A 21,577-nucleotide genomic window follows, 5' to 3' on the forward strand; every position below is an offset into this window, starting at 1 on the left:
GGCAAGCTAGCGGGCGCGGGGCAACACGCCAACTACGCGCTCAGCTCCGCTGCGGCAGGGCATAGGCGATCACCTGGTCGCCGATGGGCGTCTCCATGAAATGATGCCCGCCGGTCATGATCACCAGATATTCGCGCCCGCCCTGTTCATAGACCATCGGTGTCGCCTGTCCGCCCGCCGGCAACACGTCGGACCACAGCGTCTTGCCGGTGCGCAGGTCGATCGCGCGGATCAGGTTGTCGGTCGCCGCCGCGACGAACACCAGCCCGCCCGCCGTCACCACCGCGCCGCCATTGTTGGGCGTACCGATATGGAAGGGCAGCATGGACGGAATGCCGAACGGCCCGTTGGTCCGCGCGGTGCCGAGCGACCGGTCCCACAGCGTCTTGCCGGTTGCGATGTCGATTGCCCTGATCCCGCCATAGGGCGGCTGCTTGCACAACAGGCCGGTGAACGGCATCCGCCAGCCGGCATTGACGTTGATCGCATAGGGCGTGTTCGCCTGCGGGTCTCCGGCGCCCTCGATCCCGCCGATCTTGCCCCGTGCCTGGTCGCGCGGAGTCCAGCCGCGCTTGTTCGCCTCGGCGCGCGGGACCAGCCTCACATAATTTGGCATGTCGTTGTAATTGGCGACGATCACTCCGCGCTGCGGATCGACCGCCACGCCTCCCCAGTCGCTGCCGCCATTATAGCCGGGATATTCGATCGACGGACGGTCCGCCTCGGGCGGGGTGAAGAAGCCCTTGTAGCTCGCCCGGTGGAACTGGATGCGACAGATCATCTGGTCGATTGGCGACATGCCCCACATGTCGCGCTCGGTCAGCGCTGGCTTGCGCAAGGTCTGCCACAGCGAGACGATCTGGGTCGGCGCGCGCTGCTCCGGCTCGACGCCGCCGCCGGGCGCCTTGATCGTGCCGACCGGCGTGAGCGGCCTCCCCGTGCGGCGATCGAGCACATAGAGATCGCCCTGCTTCGATGGCAGCACCAGCGCCGGCGTGCCCTTGTAATCGATCAGGGTCGCCTGGCTGCCGAAGTCGTAATCCCACACATCCCTGTTCACCGCCTGGAAGCGCCAGCGCGGCTTGCCCGTGGTCACGTCGATCGCAACGAGCGAGGTGGCAAAGAAATTCTCCGCCGGGCGGCGCAGGCTCGAATAATAGTCCGCGGTCGAATTGCCCATCGGAAGATAGACAAGGCCGAGCTGCTCGTCGCCCGATGCGGTGGTCCACATGTTCGGCGTGCCGCGCGTGTAGGTCTGGCCTGCCGGCGGCATGCCGGTGATGTCGGGCCGCATCATGTCCCACGCCCAGCGCAGCTGGCCGGTCACCGCGTCATAGGCCTGGATCACGCCTGACGGCTCCCAGCGATCCTGTCCGTCGAGCACCTGATGCCCGGTGACGATAACGCCCCGCACGATCGTCGGCGCCGAATTGATCGAGACATAGCCGGGTGGCACTGCGCCCATGCCGACCTTGATGTCGACCTGCCCGCCAGCGCCGAAATCGGCGCAGGGTTTGCCCGTCGCCGCATCGAGCGCGAAAATCCGCCCGTCGAGCGTCCCCTCGATGATCCGCCTAGCGCAGACCGATCCGGCGGCGGCGCCCGGCAGCGCGTAATAGCTCACGCCACGGCAGGCCGCGGTATAGGGGATCGCGTCGTCGGACACCCTGGGGTCGAAGCGCCAGCGTTCCTTGCCGGTGGCGGCGTCGAGCGCGATGGCGAGGTTCTTGGGCGTGCAGAGATACAGGCTGTCGCCGATCTTGAGCGGTGTGGTCTCGGCGCCATAGGTACCGGCGATGGCCGGGCTCGACGGCATGTCGCCGGTATGGACGAGCCAGGCACGCTCCAGCTTGCCGACATTGCCGCTGTTGATCTGCGCCAGCGGCGAGAAGCGGCGCGCGCTGTAGGTGCCGCCATAGGCCGGCCAGTCTGGCCCGGTCGCCTGGCCGGAAGGATCACCGAACCCCGGAGATTTGGGCGCCGGCAGCGCCGCCACCGCGACATCGTCGCGCAGGCCGAGGACGCTGAACAACAGGATCGTTCCGACCATCACCGCAGCGATCCCGCCCAACCCGGCGCGCCAGCGGTTCCGCGCCGCGGACAGGGTCGGCATCACCGCCAGCACCGCGAGCAGAAGCACGATCGGCGCGACGATGCGCGGCACCAACGCCCAGACATCGGTGCCTGCCTCGGCAAACGCCCAGACGATGGTGAGCGCGACGATCGCGATATAAATCCAGCCGCCGAGCATTCGCTGCCGGAACAGCAGCACGCCCGCCGCGACCATCGCGATGCCGGTCAGGACATAATAGAATGATCCGCCCAGGATCATCAGCCAGACGCCGCCGATCGCGAGCACTGCGCCGATCAGGGAAACGACGATACCGACGACGATGGCGGCCCAGCTGCGGCGAGCTTGCATGGCATGACCCTTTGGACGGCCCGAAAAATATCCAACCGGCGACACCGGTGCCTGTTCCATGAAAGATTCGTCATGATCGCCCCCTTCCCTTCCGTGCGTGAAGGTGAAAAGACACGGGCCCACCGAAACGCCCTACCCTTCTCTTCCCTACCTTTCTTCAAGGTGCCGATTGCCGATGAAGTGCCGCTCGATGCTGACCATGGTCGCGCTGCTCGCCGCGACGCCCGCTTTCGGCCAGGCGCTGAGCGACGCGGAACGCTCGCAGGTCGACCGGATCGTCACCGACACGCTGAAGGCCACCGACGTCCCCTCCGCCTCGATCGCCGTGGTGCGCGGCGGCGCGATCGTGTTCGCCAAAGCCTATGGCAAGCAATCGGAAACGATGCCGGCCCCGCGCGACGACGCGCCCTACCAGATCGCTTCCATCTCCAAGCAGTTTACCGCAGCCGCCGTCCTGCTGCTCGAGCATGACGGCAAGCTCAGTCTCGACGACAAAGTCGCGAACCATATCCCCGGCATCACCGATGGCGACAAGATCACCATCCGGCAGCTGCTCAGCCACACATCGGGCCTGCAGGATTACTGGCCGCAGGATTACAGCTTCAAGGCGATGGCGACGCCGGTCTCGCCGCAGGGCATCGTCGATCGCTGGGCGAAAAGGCCGCTCGATTTCGTGCCCGGCACTCAGTGGCAATATTCGAACACGGGCTATGTCGTCGCCGGCATGATCGTCGAGAAAGTCGCTGGCGTCCCGCTGCTCGACTTCCTCAAGCGGCGCATCTTCACGCCGCTCGGCATCACTGCGCACGACCAGGATCTCGCGGTCGGCAAGGGCTTCCCGCAAGGCTATGGCCGCGCCGCGATGGGCCCGTTGCGCCTCGCCACTCCCGCTGCCGAGGGCTGGCTATTCGCCGCGGGCGAGCTGGCGATGAGCGCACGCGATCTCGCCAAATGGGATGTTGCCCGGCTCGACCGCAAGATCCTCACCCCCGAGGATTGGATGCTCCAGGAGACTCCGATCAAGCTCGAGGACGGCACGTCGACCGGCTATGGCCTCGGCGTGTCGATCGGCAACGCCAACGGCCGCCGCTTCGTCGAGCATAGTGGCGAGGCAGTCGGATTCCTGTCCGAGAATATCGTCTATCCGGACGAGAAGGCAGCGATCGTGGTGCTGACCAACACCTGGTCGAGCGACGCCTATGCCACGATCGCACAAGACATTGCGCGCGCCCTGTTCCCAGCGCCGCCCGCCAGCGCTGCCGACAGTGCCGCGCTTGCCCGGGCACGCCAGGTCTTCGATCAGTTGCGCAGCGGGAGGCTCGATCGCGCCCTGCTGACCGACAATGCCGATTATTATTTCACGCCGGTAACCCGGACCGACTTCAAGGACAGCCTTGCGCCGCTCGGCGAGCCGGTCAGCTTCGTCCAGACCGGCCGTGCGCGGCTGCGCGGCGGCTTTATCGGGCGCAGCTTCCGCGTCACCTATGCCGATCGCGCGCTGACGATCAGCAGCTATGCCGACCAGAGCGGCAAGATCGAACAATTCCTCATTACCCCGGTGCAACCCTGATGCCGACAAAACTGCTCCAGCCCGATCGCGGCCAGCCCGCCCATCCGATCGAGATCGTCGAGGCCGCCGGCCTCGAGGCCTGGCTCAAGACCCAGCCGCCCCGCACGCGCGCTGCCGTGGCGGCGCAGAAGCTCGGCGGCAAGGCGGGCGGCAGCGCGATCCTGCCCGGCGAGACCGACGACTGGTCGGTCGTGCTGGTGGTGAAGGACGCCGCGCTCGGCGCGTGGGACCTTGCCAAACTGGCCGAGACATTGCCCGCAGGAACCTACCGCCCGTCGCGCGACGCTGGCGCGGCGATGCTGGGCTGGGTGCTCGGCCAATATCGTTTCGACCGCTATCGCAAGGCCGAAGGCGAAGGTCCGCGCATCCTGCTGTCGGGCGAGCCGGCGCGGATCGAGGAGACCGTCCGCATCACCGCCGCCACCAGCAAGGTGCGCGACCTGGTCAATATCGGCGCGTCCGATCTCGGCCCGGCCGAGCTGGAGGCTGAAGTGGCCGCGCTGGCCGAAACGCATGGCGCAACGCTCCACGTCACCCGGGGCGAAGCGCTGGCGAAGGGCTATCCGATGGTCCACACGGTCGGCCAGGCGGCCGCCAAGGGCCGCGAGCCGCGCCTGATCGAGCTTGAATGGGGCGACCCGAAGCATCCGCGCATCGCGATCATCGGCAAGGGCGTGTGCTTCGATTCCGGCGGGCTCGACATCAAGCCCTCCTCCGGCATGCGGCTGATGAAGAAGGACATGGGCGGCGCCGCGCATGCGCTGGCGCTGGCCGGGCTGGTCATGGCCGCGCGGCTCAAGGTCCGGCTGCACCTGCTGATCCCCGCGGTGGAGAACGCCATTGCCGGCAACGCCTTCCGCCCCGGCGACGTGCTGAAGACGCGCAAGGGCCTGACCGTCGAGAACACCAATACCGACGCCGAAGGCCGCCTGATCCTCGGCGATGCGCTCACCCGCGCCGGCGAGGACAAGCCGGCGCTGATCCTGGATTTCGCGACCTTGACCGGCGCCGCCCGCGTCGCGGTCGGCCCCGATCTGCCTGCCACCTTCGTCAATGACGAGCCGCTCGCCGAGGCGCTGTTCGCCGCGTCGCGCGAGGTGGACGATCCGCTGTGGCGCCTGCCCTTGTGGGACGGCTATGACGAGATGCTCAAATCCGACATCGCCGACATGGTGAACGCCCCGGACGGCGGCTATGCTGGTGCCGTCACCGCAGCGCTGTTCCTGCGCCGCTTCGTGCCCGAAGGAACGCCCTGGGCGCATCTCGATACCTTCGCCTGGCGCCCTGCCGCCAAGCCCGGCCGACCCAAGGGCGGCGACGCGCTGGGCCTGCGTGCGGCATGGGCCATGCTGAAAGGCCGCTATAGCTGAGGCGCCCCCTCAGTCCCGGGCGAACCGGGTCGGCGCGGGATCGTCGATCCATTGCTGTTCCATCGCCGCACGGCTCAGCCGGATGCGGAAGCGATCATCATACCCCGCCACCGCGAACAGCCCGTCGGCGGTGAGCGGCAGCAAACGCGCGGCCTCGCCATTCTTGCGCTGATAGGACAGCCCCCCGTCCCGCCAGATCACGCGCCTGCCACGATAGCTGCCGGCCAGGCCGCGCAGCGTCGCCGGTGGTATCGCCACGGGATGGACCCGCGCCTCAGTCGCGACCCGCGCCCATTCCCAGTCAGCGCGCGCGACCGGATCGGCGTCGCCGCGCTTGAGCAAAGCAGCCAGAGCGAGCGACTGAGCGGTATCGAGCGCCCTTGCCGGATCGACCGCGATATCCGGGGACACCCCTACGCCATCCCAATTGGTCTGCGAGACGGGATGGACCGGGCGGCCAGACGAGACGCTGAGCATGAAGCCCGGCGCGATCGGCGAAAAGTCATTATTATTGGCCGCGCCCGCCGTGGTCGCGCCGACCAGGGTGCCGAGATGGAATTGCTGCACGTCATAGGCAAAGGCCTCGGCGGCGGAGCCGACATAGGGGTCGATCAGCACATAGAGCGGCTTGCCCTTGAGCCGGCCGGCCGGGAGATATTCGAGCGTGCGCGACTGGAGGGGCGGCTCACCGGCGTGGAGGAAAGTGATATCGAGCGTATCACCGTCCATGAAATGGCTGAGCAGATAGCGCACCGCCGCATGCGATCCGCCGCCGTTGCCGCGCAGATCGATGATCACCGCGTCCCCGCCGCGCAGGAAGCGCATCGCATCGTCATAGGCCGCACCAGTCTCGTCCGGCGCCCATTGAAACGCGGAGACCTTCAGATAACGGATATTGCCCGGCAGGATACTGGTCGCGGCAAGGCCGTGATTGGCGCGAACGGCCTGGCGTTCGTACAGCGCATCGAGCGCGTCGGGCCTGTCGCCCGCGCCTTTGGGCGCGATCGCCGCGGCATATTCGGCAGGCGCGTTGTTCAGGTACATGTGCCGGTCGCTGCTCGACTCCCGCAGATCGGCGGTGACGAGGGCGGCGAAGCTACCTGGGCTGTCGGTGTCGTAACGCCCCCCGGCGAGCGCCTGTTCGAGCCGCGCGACGATCGCCGGCACGCGTTCCGGAAAGACATAAGTGGCTTGCACCACCTTGAGGATCGCCGCGATCGCAGCCTGACGATCGGCCGCGGCAAGGGGTGCCGTGGCATCACTGCGCGCAACCGCGACCGGCGCGGCGCGCTGCGCGGTGGCAACCGCCGGGAGCAGCGCCATCGGCACTACGGCGGCTGACGTCAGGCGCCTGAAGGATCGCCTGAACGCTGTACGGGGTATCATGCGATGTCGGCTTTCGCTGGAGGGGCGGAATCGGCGAGGCGATCGGCAAAGGGCTTGCGATCGAGCAGGGCGAGCGTGCGGGCGAGGATGTCGGGCAACGACAGGCCCAACTCGTCGTCCAGGCTGCGCGCCGCGGTCTCGGTCGCGGCCCACAGCTGCTCGAGGCGCGGTATCATCGCCCGCGCAGTGTCAGTGAGCGCGACGATCCGCTCGCGTGCATCCGTGCCGCTGGTCAGGGCGACGAGGTCGCGCTCCAGCATCTGGCTTACCGTCTGGCTCGCCGCGGAATGGCTCACCCCGGTGCGATCGGAGAGGGCGCGGATCGTGGCGGGTCCATGCTCGATCAGGCTGCGTATGATCGGCGTGTAGCGCGGGCGATAATCGAGCCCGGCAGCCGCATAGGAGCCTTCGACCGCACCGTCGAGCTGCTCGGTCAGGCGACGGAGCAAGGTACCAAGGGTGGGTCGTGTCGTCATCAGGCGGCTATATATATAAGCGCTTATACATTCAATCCGCCAAAGATCGTTCTCATCTGGCGTTGCGCCGTCCCGACGCGTCGCCGCCGGGACGGAGACAAGGCGAAGATGCGCTACTGAACCACGATCTTGCCGGTCATCCCGAAGGTGGAATGCATGAAGTGCGAACAATGCGCCTCATAGGTCCCGGCCGCGGGCGCGGTCAGATGGATGTCGGCGCTCTGCCCGCCCTGCAGTTCGATCTCGCCCTTCGCGACCGCCGCGCGATCCTCCGGTGCAACCGCCGCCGCATCGAAAAAGGCCTTGGCCGAGAAATCATGCCCGCCCTTCGCCGTGTTGGCGAAGTGCAGGACATAAGGCTGCCCATGCCGGAGCGTGATGGTCGAGGGGGAGAACTTGAAATTCGACAGCCCGATCTCGACCCGCTCGGGACCCGTTTGAGCGGAAGCCGCCCCTGCCAGGGCAAGCAGCGCGGCGGATAGAATGAGCGATTTCATGTGATGGCACTCCACAAGGACGCCCCCGTCTGGCGCTACGTCGCGCGGGCGCCCGGATCGTTCAATCATATCTTGGTATGCGCGGAAAGTTGGCGAGCCGCGCTTTGACTGCAACGATGAGACTGAAACGAAACGCGGGCGTCCGCCATGACGCGGTTCTAGGCGAGACAGCCCGGCGATTGAATCGAGGAGCTTTTGTCAAAATGTCATGCAGGTCGCTGACATTTTCGCTTATGGCGTGATTTGATATTTTATCCTTATTTTACAATGATATAACTTCTAAATACAGTGACAAGACAGGCGCCGGCTGGTGTCAGCGGACACCTAGAACAGAAAATCGCCGCCCCCGAAGACGTGACCGCCCAGCGTGGTGACGGCGATGGCGAAATCGGCAATGCCATCCCCGTCCACATCGCCCTCGACCGTCCAGCTGGAGCCCGAGCCCGACACCCGCAATTCGCCCGCGACATGGTTGAAGGCTCCGCCGCCGATATAGGAAAAGGCGTTGTTGCCGCCGGCGGCGGTGCTCGCGTCGATCACCGAGAGATCGATATGATCGCCGGCGTTGAAATCGGTGATCTGGTCCATTGCGCCCATCGTCGATTCAGCGATCGCCCGGAAATAGAAGGTGTCGTTGCCGCCGCCGCCGGTCATCACGTCCTGGCCGAGCCTGCCCCAGAAGTGATCGTCATTCGCGCCGCCGGTCAGCGTGTCGTCGCCGGCGCCCATGATGAAGCGGAACGAACCGTCGCTTTCGTCCGAGCCGTCGAACGTCACGTCCTCCCCAGCCTGGAGCAGATTGGCGTTGACCGTCAGCGTCTTGCCCGCTTCGACATTCGCCTCGACCGTCGTCAGGTCGTAACTGAACGAAGTGCCGCCACTCTCGCCGAAGGTCGTCGTGCTGCCCGAGAAGATCACCAGCGTCTCGATGCCGCCGAAATTGTTGGCGCCGAAGGTCAGCGCGTTAGCACCGGTGTAATCGCCCCGCAGCCCGACCTGATCGTCACTGCCGGCACCGCCATCGACGCTGTCGGTCGAATCCATCGCGGCGCCGAAATAGAAACCGTCATTGCCGCCGCCGCCGGCCGCCGAGTCCGTGCCGCCCCGGTGAAGAAGGAACACATCCGCTCCACCGGTTCCGGTGATCACATCGTTGCCGGCATCACCCCGCAGCTGATCGCCGGCCCCGTCCACCCCGTTGATCGTCATGGTGACCGTCGCCGTGGTGCCGTTCAGCGCATAGCTGAAACTGTCGGTGGCGGACGCGTTGGCCGATCCCGTCGCAGCCGCAGTGGCCGCCGATACGAGATAGTCGAACCCGCCATGCGGATCATAGGAAAGCGTGCCGTTCGCGTTGAGTGTCACGATCGCGCCGGATGCCAACGTCACCGCCTGCCCCGCCGTCAGCGCCGTGCCGTTGACGGCCGACACGGTGCCGCTGCCGTCGTTCGCCGTCACATCGAATGCCCCCGCGGCATCCTCGTTCACCGCGAAGCTGTCGGCCGTCGCCAGCCCGGGATTGGCGCGGCCGAAAATTACATAGGCGGCACCGGCGTCCGTTCCGCCGACATCGTTCCGAGGGGCGCCCACCAGGATATCGTCATACCCATCCTGATTGATATCGCCCGCCGCGGACACGGTACCGGTGAGGTCGCCGGCCGTATCGCCCTGGATGATGAAGCCCTGCGATCGATTCAGCTGCGCCAGATCGATCGTGCCGAACCCGCCGGCCTTGCCGAAAATCACATAGGCAGCGCCCGCATCCACGCCGGTGCCATGGCCGTTCGCGCCGATCAGGATATCGGCATAGCCATCGCCATTGACGTCGCCCGCCCCCGACACGCTCACGCCGGCCCGATCCGATGCGAGATCGCCGATGATTTCGAAGCCCTGGGCAGCGGTGAGCGTCGACAGATCGAGCACCGTCCCGAACCCGCCCGCCTTGCCGAAAATCACATAGGCCGCCCCCGCCGTGACGCCGCGGTCGCCATTGCCGGGCGCGCCGACGACGATGTCGTCATAGCCATCGCCATTCACGTCCCCCGCCGACGACACGCTGTTGCCCGTGGCACCATTGACCCAGGGCGGGCCCTGGATCCTGAAGCCATCGGCAGCGGACAGGCCGGCCAGATCGACCGACGCGCCGAAACCCGCTGCCTTGCCGAAGATCACATAGGCGGCACCGGCATTGCTGGCACTTCCATCATTACCCGACGCACCGATCAGGATATCGGCATAGCCATCATGGTTGATGTCGCCTGCCGAGGACACGCGCCCGGTGAGGTCGCCGGCCGCCATGCCCTGGAACCGCACGCCGTCAGCGGCCGAAAGGCTGGCCAGATCGACCAGGCCGAAGCCGCTCGCCTTGCCATAGATCAGATAGGCGGCCCCGGCATCGGTGCCCCCGCTGTCGTTGCGGTTCGCGCCTACCAGGATATCGGCATAGCCGTCGCCGTTCACGTCGCCCGCCGCCGCGACGGCGAAGCCCGCATTGTCGCCGCCCGCCGCACCCTGAATCTTGAACCCGTCGACGGGGCTAAAAGACGGCGAGAGGAACAGGAGGTTGTAGCCGCCATAGCCCGCCGCGGTGCCGAAAAGGACATAGGCCGCGCCGGGAGCGGTGGGGCCGGAACTCCCGCTGGCCGCATTGAGCGGGGCGCCTATCAGCAGATCGTCATAGCCGTCGCCATTGACGTCGCCTGCCGCCGACACGCTGGCACCGGCGACGTCGCTGGTGGCGCCGCCGAAGATCGCGAAGCCGTCGGCCGCCGAGAGCGCGGTCAGATCGAGCGTGCCGAAGCCCGACGCCTTGCCATAGATGAGATAGGCGGCCCCGTTGTTGGTGGTGCTGTTGTTGGGAGCGCCGATCAGATAGTCGGCAAAACCATCCCCGTTGAAATCCCCGGCGGCGGACACCGCGCCGCCGGCGCTGTCGCCCTGGGCATCCCCGATGATGGCGAAGCCGTCCCCACCGATCGTCGACAGATGCAGCACCGCGGGAAAGCGCGTCGGCGGATCGTACACGTCCACGACGTTGAAGGTCAGCGTATTGGGCGTGGGATCGAGATCGACCCCGCCCCCCGCCGTGCCGCCATCATCCTGCACCTGGAACGTGAGATGCGCGTACGTCGCACCGTTCCCGTTCGGTCCGGGAATGAAGCTCAGCTTGCCGGCAGCGACATCCGCGGCCGAGAAAATCTGGCCGGCCGTGACCGCCACCGCCGCGCCCGGACCGGCGCCGTCGGCATCGTACACCAGCGCCCCCGCACCCGGCAGCGTCGTGATCCGGACCGTCTGGAGCGCACCGAGATTGGCATCGACGAAGCCGAAATCGGCGATTTCCAGGACATGGGTGTGGTCCTCCAACAGGCTCACCGTGCGATCGCTGCCCGACGGGGCAAGATTGCGATCGATCACGACGCCGTACGTCCAGGAGGCGCTCAGATTGCCGCCACCGGTATTGCCATTGTCGTCGATGGTCAGGGTCAGCGTCGCGCCCGTCCCCGGCGCGGCGCCGCTCGCGACGAACGTGACGGAGCTGGTCGGATCCAACAGCAGCAGGCTGTCGATCTGCGCCAGCGTTCCGGTGATGGTGACCGATCCGGTGCCGCTATGAGTCACAACCGCGCCGCTGGTGCCGGCGTCCACATTGAGGATTCCCGTCGTCGCCGCGAGCGTCACGGTCACGATACCGTTGCCGGCGTCGGGGTCGGTAACGCCCATATGCCCCTTCAGATCGAGCGGGACATCGTTGATCGCATGATAAGCGATCGAAAAGACCTGCGCCTTGACCGCCAGGCCGGAGGCATCGCCGGTCGCCCCGCCTACGCCGGCGCTGCCATCGGCCCACACCACGACGAAGTCGCCATTGGCCAGCGCGGTGACCTGCTGGCCGCTCTGCGTACCCGCGACCGCGCTGTTGATCAGGAATTCGCCGCCGATCTTTTCGCCATTGAAGGCGAACAGCTGGCCCTTCACCGAATCGATCGCATCGCCCTGCGCGCCACCCGCACTGTTGCCGAAATCGGTCCAGGTGATCACGAAATTGCCGTTGGGCAGCGTCACGATCCGCGGCACCAACTGGTCGCCATTGATGGCGGTATTGACCAGGACGACATCGTCGCCCCGATGCCCGGCAGCGTCGTACACACGAAGCTTGATGGCCGACCCGGCATTGTCCAGCATGGGATCGGACGAGCCGTTATCCACGGAATCGGCCCAGGCGACGACAAAGCCTCCTGTCGAAAGGCCGGCGATCTGAACGCCGCTCGTGCTGCCGAAACTTGCCAGGGTTTCGTCCCCGACCCGGTGGCCGGCGGCGTCGAAGATGCCGACGGTCGGCGACGAACTGGTGCCCCCGTCCGTCCACACCGCCGCGAAGCCACCGCCGGCGAGCGCGGTTATCTGGGGCACCGTCTGGGCGCCGAAGGTCTGCTGGTTCAGCAGGATCTCGCCGCCGGTCCTGCTGCCGTCCGCCGCGAATATCTGTGCCTTGATCGCCGGCCCGTTGGTGTCGCCCGGCGTACCACCGACGCCAAAGCTGCCATCCGTCCAGGTCACCACGAAACCGCCATTGGACAGCGCCGTGATCTGTTCGGCATTCTGGACGCCGGCGGTCGCCGTGTTGACCAGAATCTCGCCACCGACACGGCTGCCGTCCGCCCCGAAGACCTGCGCCTTGACCGCCAGCACCGCACTGTCCCCTGTCGCGCCGCCGACGCCGAGGCTGCCATCCGTCCAGGTCACCACGAAATTGCCGCCCGACAGCGCGGTGATCTGCTGGGCGCTCTGCGTACCGGCGACCGCGGTGTTGACCAGTATCTCGCCGCCGACGCGGCTGCCGTCCGCGCCGAAGACCTGCGCTTTCACGGCGGTGCTACTGGCATCGCCGGTCGCGCCGCCGACGCCGAGGCTGTTGTCGATCCAGGAGATGACGAAACCGCCGTTCGGCAGGCGGGTGATCACCTCGCCAAGCTGATTGCCCGCCGTCGCGCTGTTGACCAGGATCTCGCCGCCAAGCTTGCTGCCGTCGGCGTTGAAGATCTGCGCCTTGACCGCCGAACCGCTGCTGTCTCCCGTCGCGCCGCCGACGCCGAGGCTGCCATCGGTCCAGGTGACGACATAGCCGCCGCCCGTAAGCGCCGCGAGGCGCGCCGCACTTTGATTGGCGTCAGTCGCGGTGTTGACCAGCACTTCGTCGCCGATCGCGGACGGCGCGCCGGCCGGCGCGATAAAGGCGAACGGTGCGTCGTTGCTCGGCGTGAGGGCGATATCGACCGTCGAGCCGAGAACCTGGCTCGCGCCGTTGTAGAGCGCCAGCGTGAAGTGAAACGGATTCGAGGGATCGGGCGCCTGCTCGTTGGACGAAAAAGTAAGGTTCCGGACCACCGCGTCGACCATCGCGGCCGTCACCGGCGTGACGCCGACATCGAAAAAGAGCGTGCCGCCCCCGAAGGGAGACGGGAACAGCCTGCCGATGATGGCACCGCCATAGCTGATGGTCGGCACGGCATCGGCGGTGGCGCCGACCTGCCCCGGACCGGTGCCTTCGTTACGGATGCCGATCGAGAGGGAGGACAGCGCCGGATTATAATCGACTGCGATCAGTTCCAGCCGGCCCCCGCTGTACAGGCCGGCGGGAGTATTGAAGGTGGCGCCGGGGCTGATCAGTTGCGGGCCGAGATTGACGTCCTGTTCGGACAAGGTGACCGACGTGGGAAAGCTGGAAATGCCGGCGCTCATCGCCAGCGTGGCGACGCCGCGATTACCCGCCATCGCCTCCTGACGGATCGCCGCGCCGCTGTCAGGCAAAGTCACGCCGTCCTGCGCCGGATTTACTGGAGCCACCTGCGTAAGCTTCGGGTTGTCGCCAACATCCAGGATCACCGGATCGCCGGCAAAGTCGCTTGTTGGCCGATGGCCATAGCCGTTCTGGGGGCCATCCGGCCGACCGCCGCCCCTGCCCTCTGGATCCCAATCCTCGAAATTCGCCAGAGCCCCGCGACCGAGTGAATCCTTGTGCGCCGACACCTTCATGCGACATCCCCCACGGCGCCGCGATGACTCGCGACATCAAGGTGAATGTGAGAAATTTTTTCTCCCGAGTCTAATGTTTTATAAGTCTAGCGGCACACCGGCGCGATCCGTTGCTTGCAACATTACTGACATGTTTTGCGCGACAAGATCATCCGCGGATTTCCCTTGTCGCGCATCTTAGTCCTCCGCAGGCAAAGAGTGGTCTGGTCCGAGCCTTAAACCCCCGCCAGCGCCGCCCCGGCCTCGACGATCGGCACGAACTTCGCGGCCGTCAGGCTCGCCCCGCCGACCAGCGCGCCGTCGACATCGCCCGCGGCCAGCAATCCGGCCGCGTTGTCGCCCGTCACCGATCCGCCGTACAGGATTCGCACCGCGTCCGCCTCGACGCCGATCAGTTCCCGCAACCGCGCCCGGATCGCGCCGTGCATCGCCGCCACGTCGCCCACCGTGGGGGTCCGTCCCGTGCCGATCGCCCAGACTGGCTCATAGGCGATCGACAGCCAGTCGGCCGTCGCCGCTTCGGGCAGGGACGCGGCAAGCTGCCCGGTCACCACGGCTTCGGCCTGCCCGGCATCACGCTCGGCGAGCGTCTCGCCAACACACAGGATCGCGCTCAGCCCGCCGCGGCGCAGCGCCTCGGCCTTGGCCTTCACCTGGGCATCGGTCTCGTGGCAGTCGGCGCGGCGTTCGCTATGGCCGACGATCGAGAAGCGCGCGCCCGCCTCGGCGATCAACGCGACCGAGATGCAGCCGGTATGCGCGCCCTTGTCCGCCGGATGCACGTCCTGCGCCCCGATCGACAGGCCCGGCACGCGCGCCGCCGCGGGCGCGATCAGCGTCGCCGGCACGGCGATCGCCACGTCGACGCCGGGTGCCGCCGCGGCGGCCGCCGCAATCCCGTCCAGCTCCGCCAGCGCGGCCAGGCCGCCATTCATCTTCCAGTTTCCTGCAACCAGCCTGCGTCGTGCCAAACCCTGTCTCCCTCGTTTACCATGTGCCGATAGCGCGCCTTCAAAATCGCACAAGCTTGAAGGACCGGGTCGCTCCCCGTAAAGCGTCGCTGTTCGACCCTTTTACGTCTCCATCAGATCGGCCGCTTTCGCCCATGCTCAGTTTCATCCGCCGCGTCACCCATTCGAAACTGGGCATCGTCATCACGTTCCTCGTGCTTGGCGTGGTCGCGCTGATGTTCGGCATGGGCGACATCACCGGCATGGGCGGCAGCGTCGGCGGGGGAGCCGAATCGGTCGTGACCGTCGGCCGCACGAAGATCACCGAGACCGAACTGCGCCAGCGCGTGCAGAACGCGCTGGAACGCGCCCGCCAGGAACAGCCGACGATCGACATGATCCAGTTCGTCAATCAGGGCGGCGTCGATTCGACGCTCGACGGCTCGATCAACTCGCTGGCGCTGACGCGGTTCGCCGAACAACAGGGCCTTGTCGCGTCGAAGCGGCTGATCGACGGCCAGATCGCCAGCATACCGGCAGCGCATGGCATCGACGGCGCGTTCAGCCAGACCGCCTATGAACAGTTTCTCGGCCGGGCGCGTCTCACCGACCGGCAGCTGCGGACCGAATTGCTGAACGAAACCATGGCCCAGCATCTGCTGCTGCCATTCGCCAGAGCTTCCCAGGTGCCGGCCAAATTCGCGCTGCCCTTCGCTTCGCTGCTGCTGGAAAAGCGCGATGGCCAGGCCGGCTTCATCCCGACCTCGGCCATGGGCAACGGCGCAGCGCCGACCGATGCCGAACTCGCCACCTTCTACAAGCGCAACGCCACCCGCTACACCGTGCCGGAGCGGCGCGTGATCCGCTACGCGACCGTCACCGCCGAGAGCGTCAAGGCCGGCGCGATCCCGACCGAGGCCGAGATCGCCAAGGCCTATCAGTTGCAGCAGGCAAAATTCCGGGCGACCGAGAAACGCGATCTCGTCCAGCTCGTCTTGCCGGGCCAGGCCGCCGCCAACGCGCTCGTCGCCGCGGTGAAGGCCGGCACCCCGATGGAGCAGGCCGCCCGCGCCGCCGGGCTCGAGCCGAACACGCTGAAGGGCGTCGAGAAGCCGGCCTATACGACGGCGAATTCGGCCGAGATCGCCAATGCCGCCTTTGCCGCGGCAAAGGGCGCCGTGGTCGGACCGTTCCAGACGGCGCTCGGCTATACCGTGGTGCGTGTGGACGGCATCGAGAAGGTCGAGGCTAGGTCGCTCGAACAGGCCCGGCCGGAGCTGCTCACCCAGCTCGGCGCCGAAAAGGCAGCGGCCGCCCTGACGACGGTGCGCGATGCAGTCGACGATGCAGTCTCCAACAACGCCACGTTCGACGAGATTGTCGCTGACCGGAAGCTCCAGGCAGCAAACTCCGCGCCGCTGACCGCCGCCGGCATCAACCCCGACGATCCTGCATCCAAGGCCGATCCGGCCTTCGCCCAGGCCGTCATCGCTGCCTTCGCCGCCGAGCAGGGCGACGACCCGCAGATCGTGCCGATCGGCGAGGATGGCAGCTTCGCCATCGTCTCGCTTGCCCGCATCATTCCCGCCGCGCCGCGCCAGCTCGCCCAGATCCGCGAGAAGGTCGCCGGCGACTTCATCACCGACCGGGCCCAGCGCGCCGCGCGCCAGGCAGCGATCGACGTCACCGCGAAGGTCAACAAGGGCATGTCCCTCGCCCAGGCGATGACGGAAACCAAATTGAGCATTCCGGGGCCGCAGACGCTCCCGCCCGTTGCCCGCGGGCAGCTCGACGCCGCGCGCGGCCAGGTGCCGCCGGCACTGACCTTGCTGTTCAGCATGAACGAGAAGCAGGCACGGATGCTGGAGGCGCCGAACAAGAGCGGCTGGATCCTGGTCTATCTGAACCATATCGAGCGGGCCAGCGCCGCCGGCCAGCCTGCCGTGATCGACCGCGCCCGTGCCGACATCTCCCGGTCGATCGGCGGCGAATATATCCAGCAGTTCACTGAGGCGGTGCGCCGCTCGGTCGGCGTGAAGAAGAACGACAAGGCGATCGGCCAGGTCAGGGCCGCGCTTACCGGCCAGGGCGGCTCCGATTAATCCTGCCGCTCCCGCAATGACCGACGCCGCCGTCACTGCCCTCGAGGCGGGACGGCCGGCCCTGGTGTGGCGCCGGCAGATCGCCGACACCGAGACGCCGGTCGCGGCGGCGCTCAAGCTCATCGAGCCGGGCCGGGGCGACTTCCTGCTCGAATCGGTCGAGGGCGGCGCGACGCGCGGGCGGCACAGCCTGATCGGCCTCGCGCCCGACCTGCTGTTCCGCGCCGCTGGCGCCCGGGCCGAGATCAACCGCCACTGGCTGACGGACCGCGAGGCATTCGAACCCTGCGCCGAGCCGACGCTCGATGCCCTGCGTACGCTCGTCGCCACCTGTCGGATGGACGTGCCAGCCGAATTGCCGCCGGCGCTTGCCTGCCTGGTCGGCTATTTCGGTTATGAGACGGTCGGGCTGGTCGAGCGGCTGGAGCGGCCGGAGAACGATCCGCTCGGCCTGCCCGACATGATCTTCGTTCGCCCGACCGTGGTGCTGATCTTCGACCGGCTGGCCGATGCGCTGTTCCTCGTCGCGCCGGTGTGGCCCGATGCGGCACGCGATGCCGGGGCGATCGTCGCCGAGGCGCAGGACCGGATCGACGCGGTCGCCGCGCGCCTCGCCGGCGCCGCGCTGCCGGCGCCGGTGCGCACGGCCGATACCGCCGAAGTGACGCTCACGCCGGTGCTGCCGGCCGGCCGTTATGCCGAGATGGTGGCGCGCGCGAAGGAGTATATCGTCGCAGGCGACATCTTCCAGGTCGTGCTCGCCCAGCGCTTCACCACGCCCTTCGCGCTGCCCGCGTTCGAACTCTACCGCGCGCTCCGCCGCATCAACCCCTCGCCCTTCCTCTATCATCTCGATCTGCCCGGCTTCGCGCTGACCGGTTCGAGCCCGGAGATCCTGGTGCGCGTGCGCGACGGCGAAGTCACCATCCGCCCGATCGCCGGCACGCGCCCGCGCGGCAAGACGGCCGCCGAGGACGAAGCCAACCGCCAGAGCCTGCTCGCCGATCCGAAGGAGCGTGCGGAACATCTCATGCTGCTCGATCTCGGCCGCAACGATGTCGGCCGCGTCGCGGAGGCCGGCACGGTCAAGGTGACGGCAAGCTACACGACCGAATTCTACAGCCATGTCATGCACATCGTATCCAACGTGGTCGGGCGGCTGGACAAGGATCACGACGCGCTCGACGCGCTGTTCGCCGGCTTCCCCGCCGGCACGGTCAGCGGCGCGCCCAAGGTCCGCGCCTGCGCGGTGATCGCCGAGCTCGAACAGGAAGTGCGCGGCGCCTATGCCGGCGGGGTCGGCTATTTCTCGCCGGACGGCTCGATGGACAGCTGCATCGTGCTGCGCACTGCGGTGGTGAAGGACGGCGTCATGCACGTCCAGGCCGGCGCCGGCATCGTCGCCGACAGCGATCCGGCCTATGAGCAGCGCGAATGCGAGGCCAAGGCCGGCGCGCTCCTCGCCGCCGCCCGCGAAGCGATCGCCCGGGCAGGGGATGCGGGTTTCGGGCAATAGCGGCGCCGGAGCTGTGGGACGTTCCCGCGTTCCATGTCTTGTGTGTGATATGTTCGAACTACGTTGATCCCCTACCGCCGTTCGGGCTGAGCTTGTCGAAGCCCTGCTCTTCTCTTCCGCGGAAGAAAGAACAGCCCTTCGACAAGCTCAGGGCGAACGGGGAGAGGTAATCAGGGAACCGTGCTCTCCTGGCGCTTGCGCTCGGCGCGTTCGGCGGCGAATTGCTGGTTGAGCTTCAGCGCGCAGCCGGTCTGGCCGCCCGAGCCGACCGGGGAGCAGGTATCGGGCAGCCCCCCCGCTTCGCGCCCGACCTCGTCGAGCGTCGCCGCGCGGTTCACCCAGCTGTTGGTCGCCGCGCTCTTCTTGGTCTCGCGCAGCGACTTCGGAATCCGATACGGCTCCTCCAGCGTGCTGCACACCACCACTTCGCCCTCGGCAGCCTTCGGACACTTGTCGGTCCCCGTCAGCGTGACATTGCGAATCCGCTCGGGCGGCTGGCCGGATTCAGCTTGCTCCTGAGCACTCGCCACGCCGGGAAGCATGAACAAGGCGGCGATGGCGATGGTACGAAACATAAAAGGCGACCTCCTGGGCGGCATCAACGTCCGCGACTGGCCCTTGCTCCACCCTGAATGAAGCGACAGCCTGCCCAAACCATGTCGTGATCGTGGCGTGGTTGCGCAAGCGCGCGCATCCTTTATGGCAGCGCGCATGATCCTCGTCATCGACAATTACGACAGCTTCACCTGGAACCTGGTCCATTATCTGATGGAGCTGGGTGCCGAGGTGAAGGTCGTGCGCAACGATTCCCTCACCGCGCGGGAAGCGATCGAGAGCAACGCGCAAGGCTTCCTGATCTCGCCCGGGCCGTGCACCCCGAACGAAGCGGGCATCAGCCTCGATCTGGTCGCTGCCTGTGCCGCGGCGGAAAAGCCGCTGCTGGGCGTGTGCCTAGGCCATCAGGCGATCGGCCAGCATTTCGGCGGCCATGTCGTGCGCGGCGGGCTGATGCACGGCAAGACCTCGCCGGTGGTGCATGACGGCACCGGCCTGTTCGAAGGCCTGCCCTCGCCCTTCACCGCGACGCGCTACCACTCGCTGATCGTCGAGGACATTCCGGCCGACCTGATCGTCAACGCGACCGCGGACGACGGATCGGTGATGGGCTTCCGCCACGCCACGCTGCCAATCCACGGGGTGCAGTTCCATCCGGAAAGCATCGCGACCGAGCATGGCCATGCGCTGCTGGCGAATTTCGTGCGGCTTGCGGGTATCGATGTGAAGGCGCTGGCGTGAGGGCCGATCTTCTTCCCCCCCTCCCGCTTGCGGGAGGGGCCGGGGGTGGGCTCGCGTTCACCGCAAGCGCTGCCGTCTGTGATGGGCCGGGAGCCCACCCCCTACCCCCTCCCGCAAGCGGGAGGGGGGAATAAAATGACCACCTTCACCCTGCTCCCAGACCCCTCCACCCCGCTGTCGCATGAGAGCGCGGGCCAGGCCTTTGCCGACATCCTCGACGCGAAGACCTCCGAAGAGGCCGTCGCCGAATTCCTCATCGCGCTCAGCGATCGTGGCGAGACCAGCATCGAGATCGCCGAGGCCGCCAGGGCGCTGCGTGCCCGCATGATCCCGATCGCGGCGCCGCACGGCGCGATCGATGTGTGCGGCACCGGGGGCGACGGGCACCATACGCTCAACGTCTCGACCGCCGTCTCGATCATCGTCGCGGGCTGCGGCGTGCCGGTCGCCAAGCACGGCAATCGCGCCGCCTCGAGCAAGGCCGGCGCCGCCGACACGCTGGAGGCGCTCGGCCTGGACATGGAACGCGCGGGCCTGAACGCCGAAGCGAGCCTTCGCGATATCGGCATCGCCTTCCTGTTCGCGGCCAATCATCACCCGGTGATGAAGCGCATCACCCCGATCCGCCGCCATATCGGCCGCCGCACCATCTTCAACCTGATGGGCCCGCTCGCCAATCCGGCGCGCGTCACCCGCCAGCTGATCGGCATCGCCCGTCCGGATTACACCGCGCCTTATGCCGAGGCGCTCGAACAGCTCGGCACCGAGGCGGCCCTGGTCGTCTCGGGCGAAGAGGGTCTCGACGAAGTCTCCGGCGCCGGCCCGACCGTCACCGTCAGCGTCGGCAGCTTCTCGATGCCGGCCCGCATCACGCCGGAGGATGCCGGCCTGCCGCGCCACGGCATTGCGGCGATCCGCGGCGGCGATCCGGAATATAACGCCGCGGCGCTACGCCGCCTGCTCGCCGGCGAGCATGGCGGATATCGCGATGCCGTCCTCCTCAACGCAGCCGCCGCGCTGATGGTCGCGGACAAGGCCGCCGACCTGGTCGAAGGCGCGGCGCTGGCCGCCGACGCGATCGATTCCGGCGCGGCCAATGCCTTGCTCGATCGCTGGATCGCATATTCATGACTGACGTTCTCGCCCATGACTGACATTCTTGAACGAATCCTTGAAACCAAGCGCGCCGAGGTTGCCGCCCGCAAGGCGACCATGCCGCTGTCGGAGCTCGACGCCTGCATCGCGCGGCAGACCAAACCGCGCGGCTTTCGCGCCGCGCTCGATGCGAAGGCGAAGACCGGCCATGCGCTGATCGCCGAGATCAAGAAGGCCAGTCCGTCGAAGGGGCTGATCCGCGCCGATTTCGATCCGCCGGCCCATGCCCGCGCCTATCAGGCCGGTGGCGCCGCCTGCCTGTCCGTGCTGACCGACGAGCCCTGGTTTCAGGGCGCCGATTCCTATCTCACCGCGGCGCGCGATGCGTGCGACCTGCCGGTGCTGCGCAAGGATTTCATGGTCGATCCGTGGCAGGTCCCGGAATCGCGCGCGATCGGCGCCGATGCGATCCTGCTCATCATGGCCGCGCTCGACGACGGCCAGCTCGCCGAGATCGAGGCAAGCGCGATCGAATGCGGCATGGACGTGCTGATCGAAGTGCATGACGCCAAGGAACTGGAGCGCGCGCTGAAGCTGAAATCCCGGCTGATCGGGGTCAACAACCGCAACCTGCGCGATTTCACGATCGATTTCGAGAACAGCTATCGCCTGGTCGGCAAGGCACCCGCCGGCTGCACCTTCGTCGCGGAAAGCGGCCTCACCATCCGCGCCGATCTCGATCAGATGGCCGAGCACGGGATTCATTGCTTCCTGATCGGCGAAGCCCTGATGCGCCAGCATGACGTGGAGGCGGCGACGCGTGCGCTGGTGGGCTAGGGCCCAGGACCCCGATTTTCCTTT

Annotated in this window: 14 protein-coding genes; 7 read left to right on the plus strand and 7 right to left on the minus strand. The window is 67.2% G+C overall.

Features of this window, described 5'->3' with window-relative positions; genetic code table 11:
• Positions 1 to 40 precede the first annotated feature (40 nt).
• Entirely contained in the window at positions 41 to 2,422 is a 2,382-nt protein-coding gene (locus U1769_RS11615) for a membrane-bound PQQ-dependent dehydrogenase, glucose/quinate/shikimate family (RefSeq protein WP_332715926.1), read from the minus strand.
• Between the two features lie 175 nt (positions 2,423 to 2,597).
• Here U1769_RS11615 and U1769_RS11620 point away from each other — a divergent pair, with 175 nt between their 5' ends.
• Positions 2,598 to 3,992: a serine hydrolase domain-containing protein gene (locus tag U1769_RS11620; RefSeq protein WP_332715928.1), complete on the plus strand. Its 1,395-nt coding sequence runs from the start codon at positions 2,598 to 2,600 to the stop codon at positions 3,990 to 3,992.
• Complete coding sequence (locus tag U1769_RS11625; protein WP_332715931.1) at positions 3,992 to 5,362, plus strand: leucyl aminopeptidase family protein; 1,371 nt, start codon at positions 3,992 to 3,994, stop codon at positions 5,360 to 5,362. The genes U1769_RS11620 and U1769_RS11625 overlap by 1 nt, the downstream gene beginning before the upstream one ends.
• Positions 5,363 to 5,371: 9 nt before the next feature.
• Here the strand turns inward: U1769_RS11625 and U1769_RS11630 are convergent, their stop codons facing one another.
• The 5 genes from U1769_RS11630 to tpiA form a co-directional block, all read right to left on the minus strand.
• Entirely contained in the window at positions 5,372 to 6,748 is a 1,377-nt protein-coding gene (locus tag U1769_RS11630) for a S41 family peptidase (RefSeq protein ID WP_332715933.1), read from the minus strand.
• On the minus strand, positions 6,745 to 7,224 hold the full coding sequence (locus U1769_RS11635; protein WP_332715936.1) for a MarR family winged helix-turn-helix transcriptional regulator: 480 nt from the start codon (positions 7,222 to 7,224) through the stop codon (positions 6,745 to 6,747). Before U1769_RS11635 ends, U1769_RS11630 begins: the two co-directional genes overlap by 4 nt.
• A gap of 113 nt (positions 7,225 to 7,337) precedes the next feature.
• Positions 7,338 to 7,721, minus strand: a complete 384-nt coding sequence (locus U1769_RS11640) for a cupredoxin domain-containing protein (RefSeq protein WP_332715938.1) — start codon at positions 7,719 to 7,721, stop codon at positions 7,338 to 7,340.
• A 324-nt stretch (positions 7,722 to 8,045) separates the two neighbouring features.
• Positions 8,046 to 13,757, minus strand: coding sequence for a hypothetical protein (locus U1769_RS11645; protein ID WP_332715940.1), 5,712 nt, complete (start codon positions 13,755 to 13,757; stop codon positions 8,046 to 8,048).
• Between the two features lie 215 nt (positions 13,758 to 13,972).
• The gene (gene tpiA / locus U1769_RS11650; RefSeq protein ID WP_332715942.1) at positions 13,973 to 14,728 is read right to left on the minus strand and encodes a triose-phosphate isomerase; all 756 of its coding nucleotides are present in this window, start codon (positions 14,726 to 14,728) and stop codon (positions 13,973 to 13,975) included.
• Positions 14,729 to 14,862: 134 nt separating this feature from the next.
• On the opposite strand from tpiA, the gene U1769_RS11655 reads away from it, so the two are divergent.
• The gene (locus U1769_RS11655; RefSeq protein ID WP_332715944.1) at positions 14,863 to 16,809 is read left to right on the plus strand and encodes a peptidylprolyl isomerase; all 1,947 of its coding nucleotides are present in this window, start codon (positions 14,863 to 14,865) and stop codon (positions 16,807 to 16,809) included.
• Between the two features lie 16 nt (positions 16,810 to 16,825).
• Positions 16,826 to 18,325, plus strand: a complete 1,500-nt coding sequence (trpE, locus tag U1769_RS11660) for an anthranilate synthase component I (RefSeq protein WP_332715946.1) — start codon at positions 16,826 to 16,828, stop codon at positions 18,323 to 18,325.
• A 170-nt stretch (positions 18,326 to 18,495) separates the two neighbouring features.
• Here the strand turns inward: trpE and U1769_RS11665 are convergent, their stop codons facing one another.
• On the minus strand, positions 18,496 to 18,900 hold the full coding sequence (locus tag U1769_RS11665; protein ID WP_332715948.1) for a hypothetical protein: 405 nt from the start codon (positions 18,898 to 18,900) through the stop codon (positions 18,496 to 18,498).
• Between the two features lie 136 nt (positions 18,901 to 19,036).
• Here U1769_RS11665 and U1769_RS11670 point away from each other — a divergent pair, with 136 nt between their 5' ends.
• The 3 genes from U1769_RS11670 (at position 19,037) to trpC (ending at position 21,553) form a co-directional block, all read left to right on the plus strand.
• The gene (locus tag U1769_RS11670) at positions 19,037 to 19,621 is read left to right on the plus strand and encodes an anthranilate synthase component II (RefSeq protein WP_332715950.1); all 585 of its coding nucleotides are present in this window, start codon (positions 19,037 to 19,039) and stop codon (positions 19,619 to 19,621) included.
• Between the two features lie 135 nt (positions 19,622 to 19,756).
• Entirely contained in the window at positions 19,757 to 20,752 is a 996-nt protein-coding gene (gene trpD / locus U1769_RS11675) for an anthranilate phosphoribosyltransferase (protein WP_332715953.1), read from the plus strand.
• A gap of 15 nt (positions 20,753 to 20,767) precedes the next feature.
• Positions 20,768 to 21,553, plus strand: coding sequence for an indole-3-glycerol phosphate synthase TrpC (gene trpC, locus U1769_RS11680; RefSeq protein ID WP_332715955.1), 786 nt, complete (start codon positions 20,768 to 20,770; stop codon positions 21,551 to 21,553).
• Positions 21,554 to 21,577 lie beyond the last annotated feature (24 nt).

The organism is Parasphingomonas zepuensis, assembly GCF_036663735.1.
GTDB lineage: Bacteria > Pseudomonadota > Alphaproteobacteria > Sphingomonadales > Sphingomonadaceae > Sphingomonas.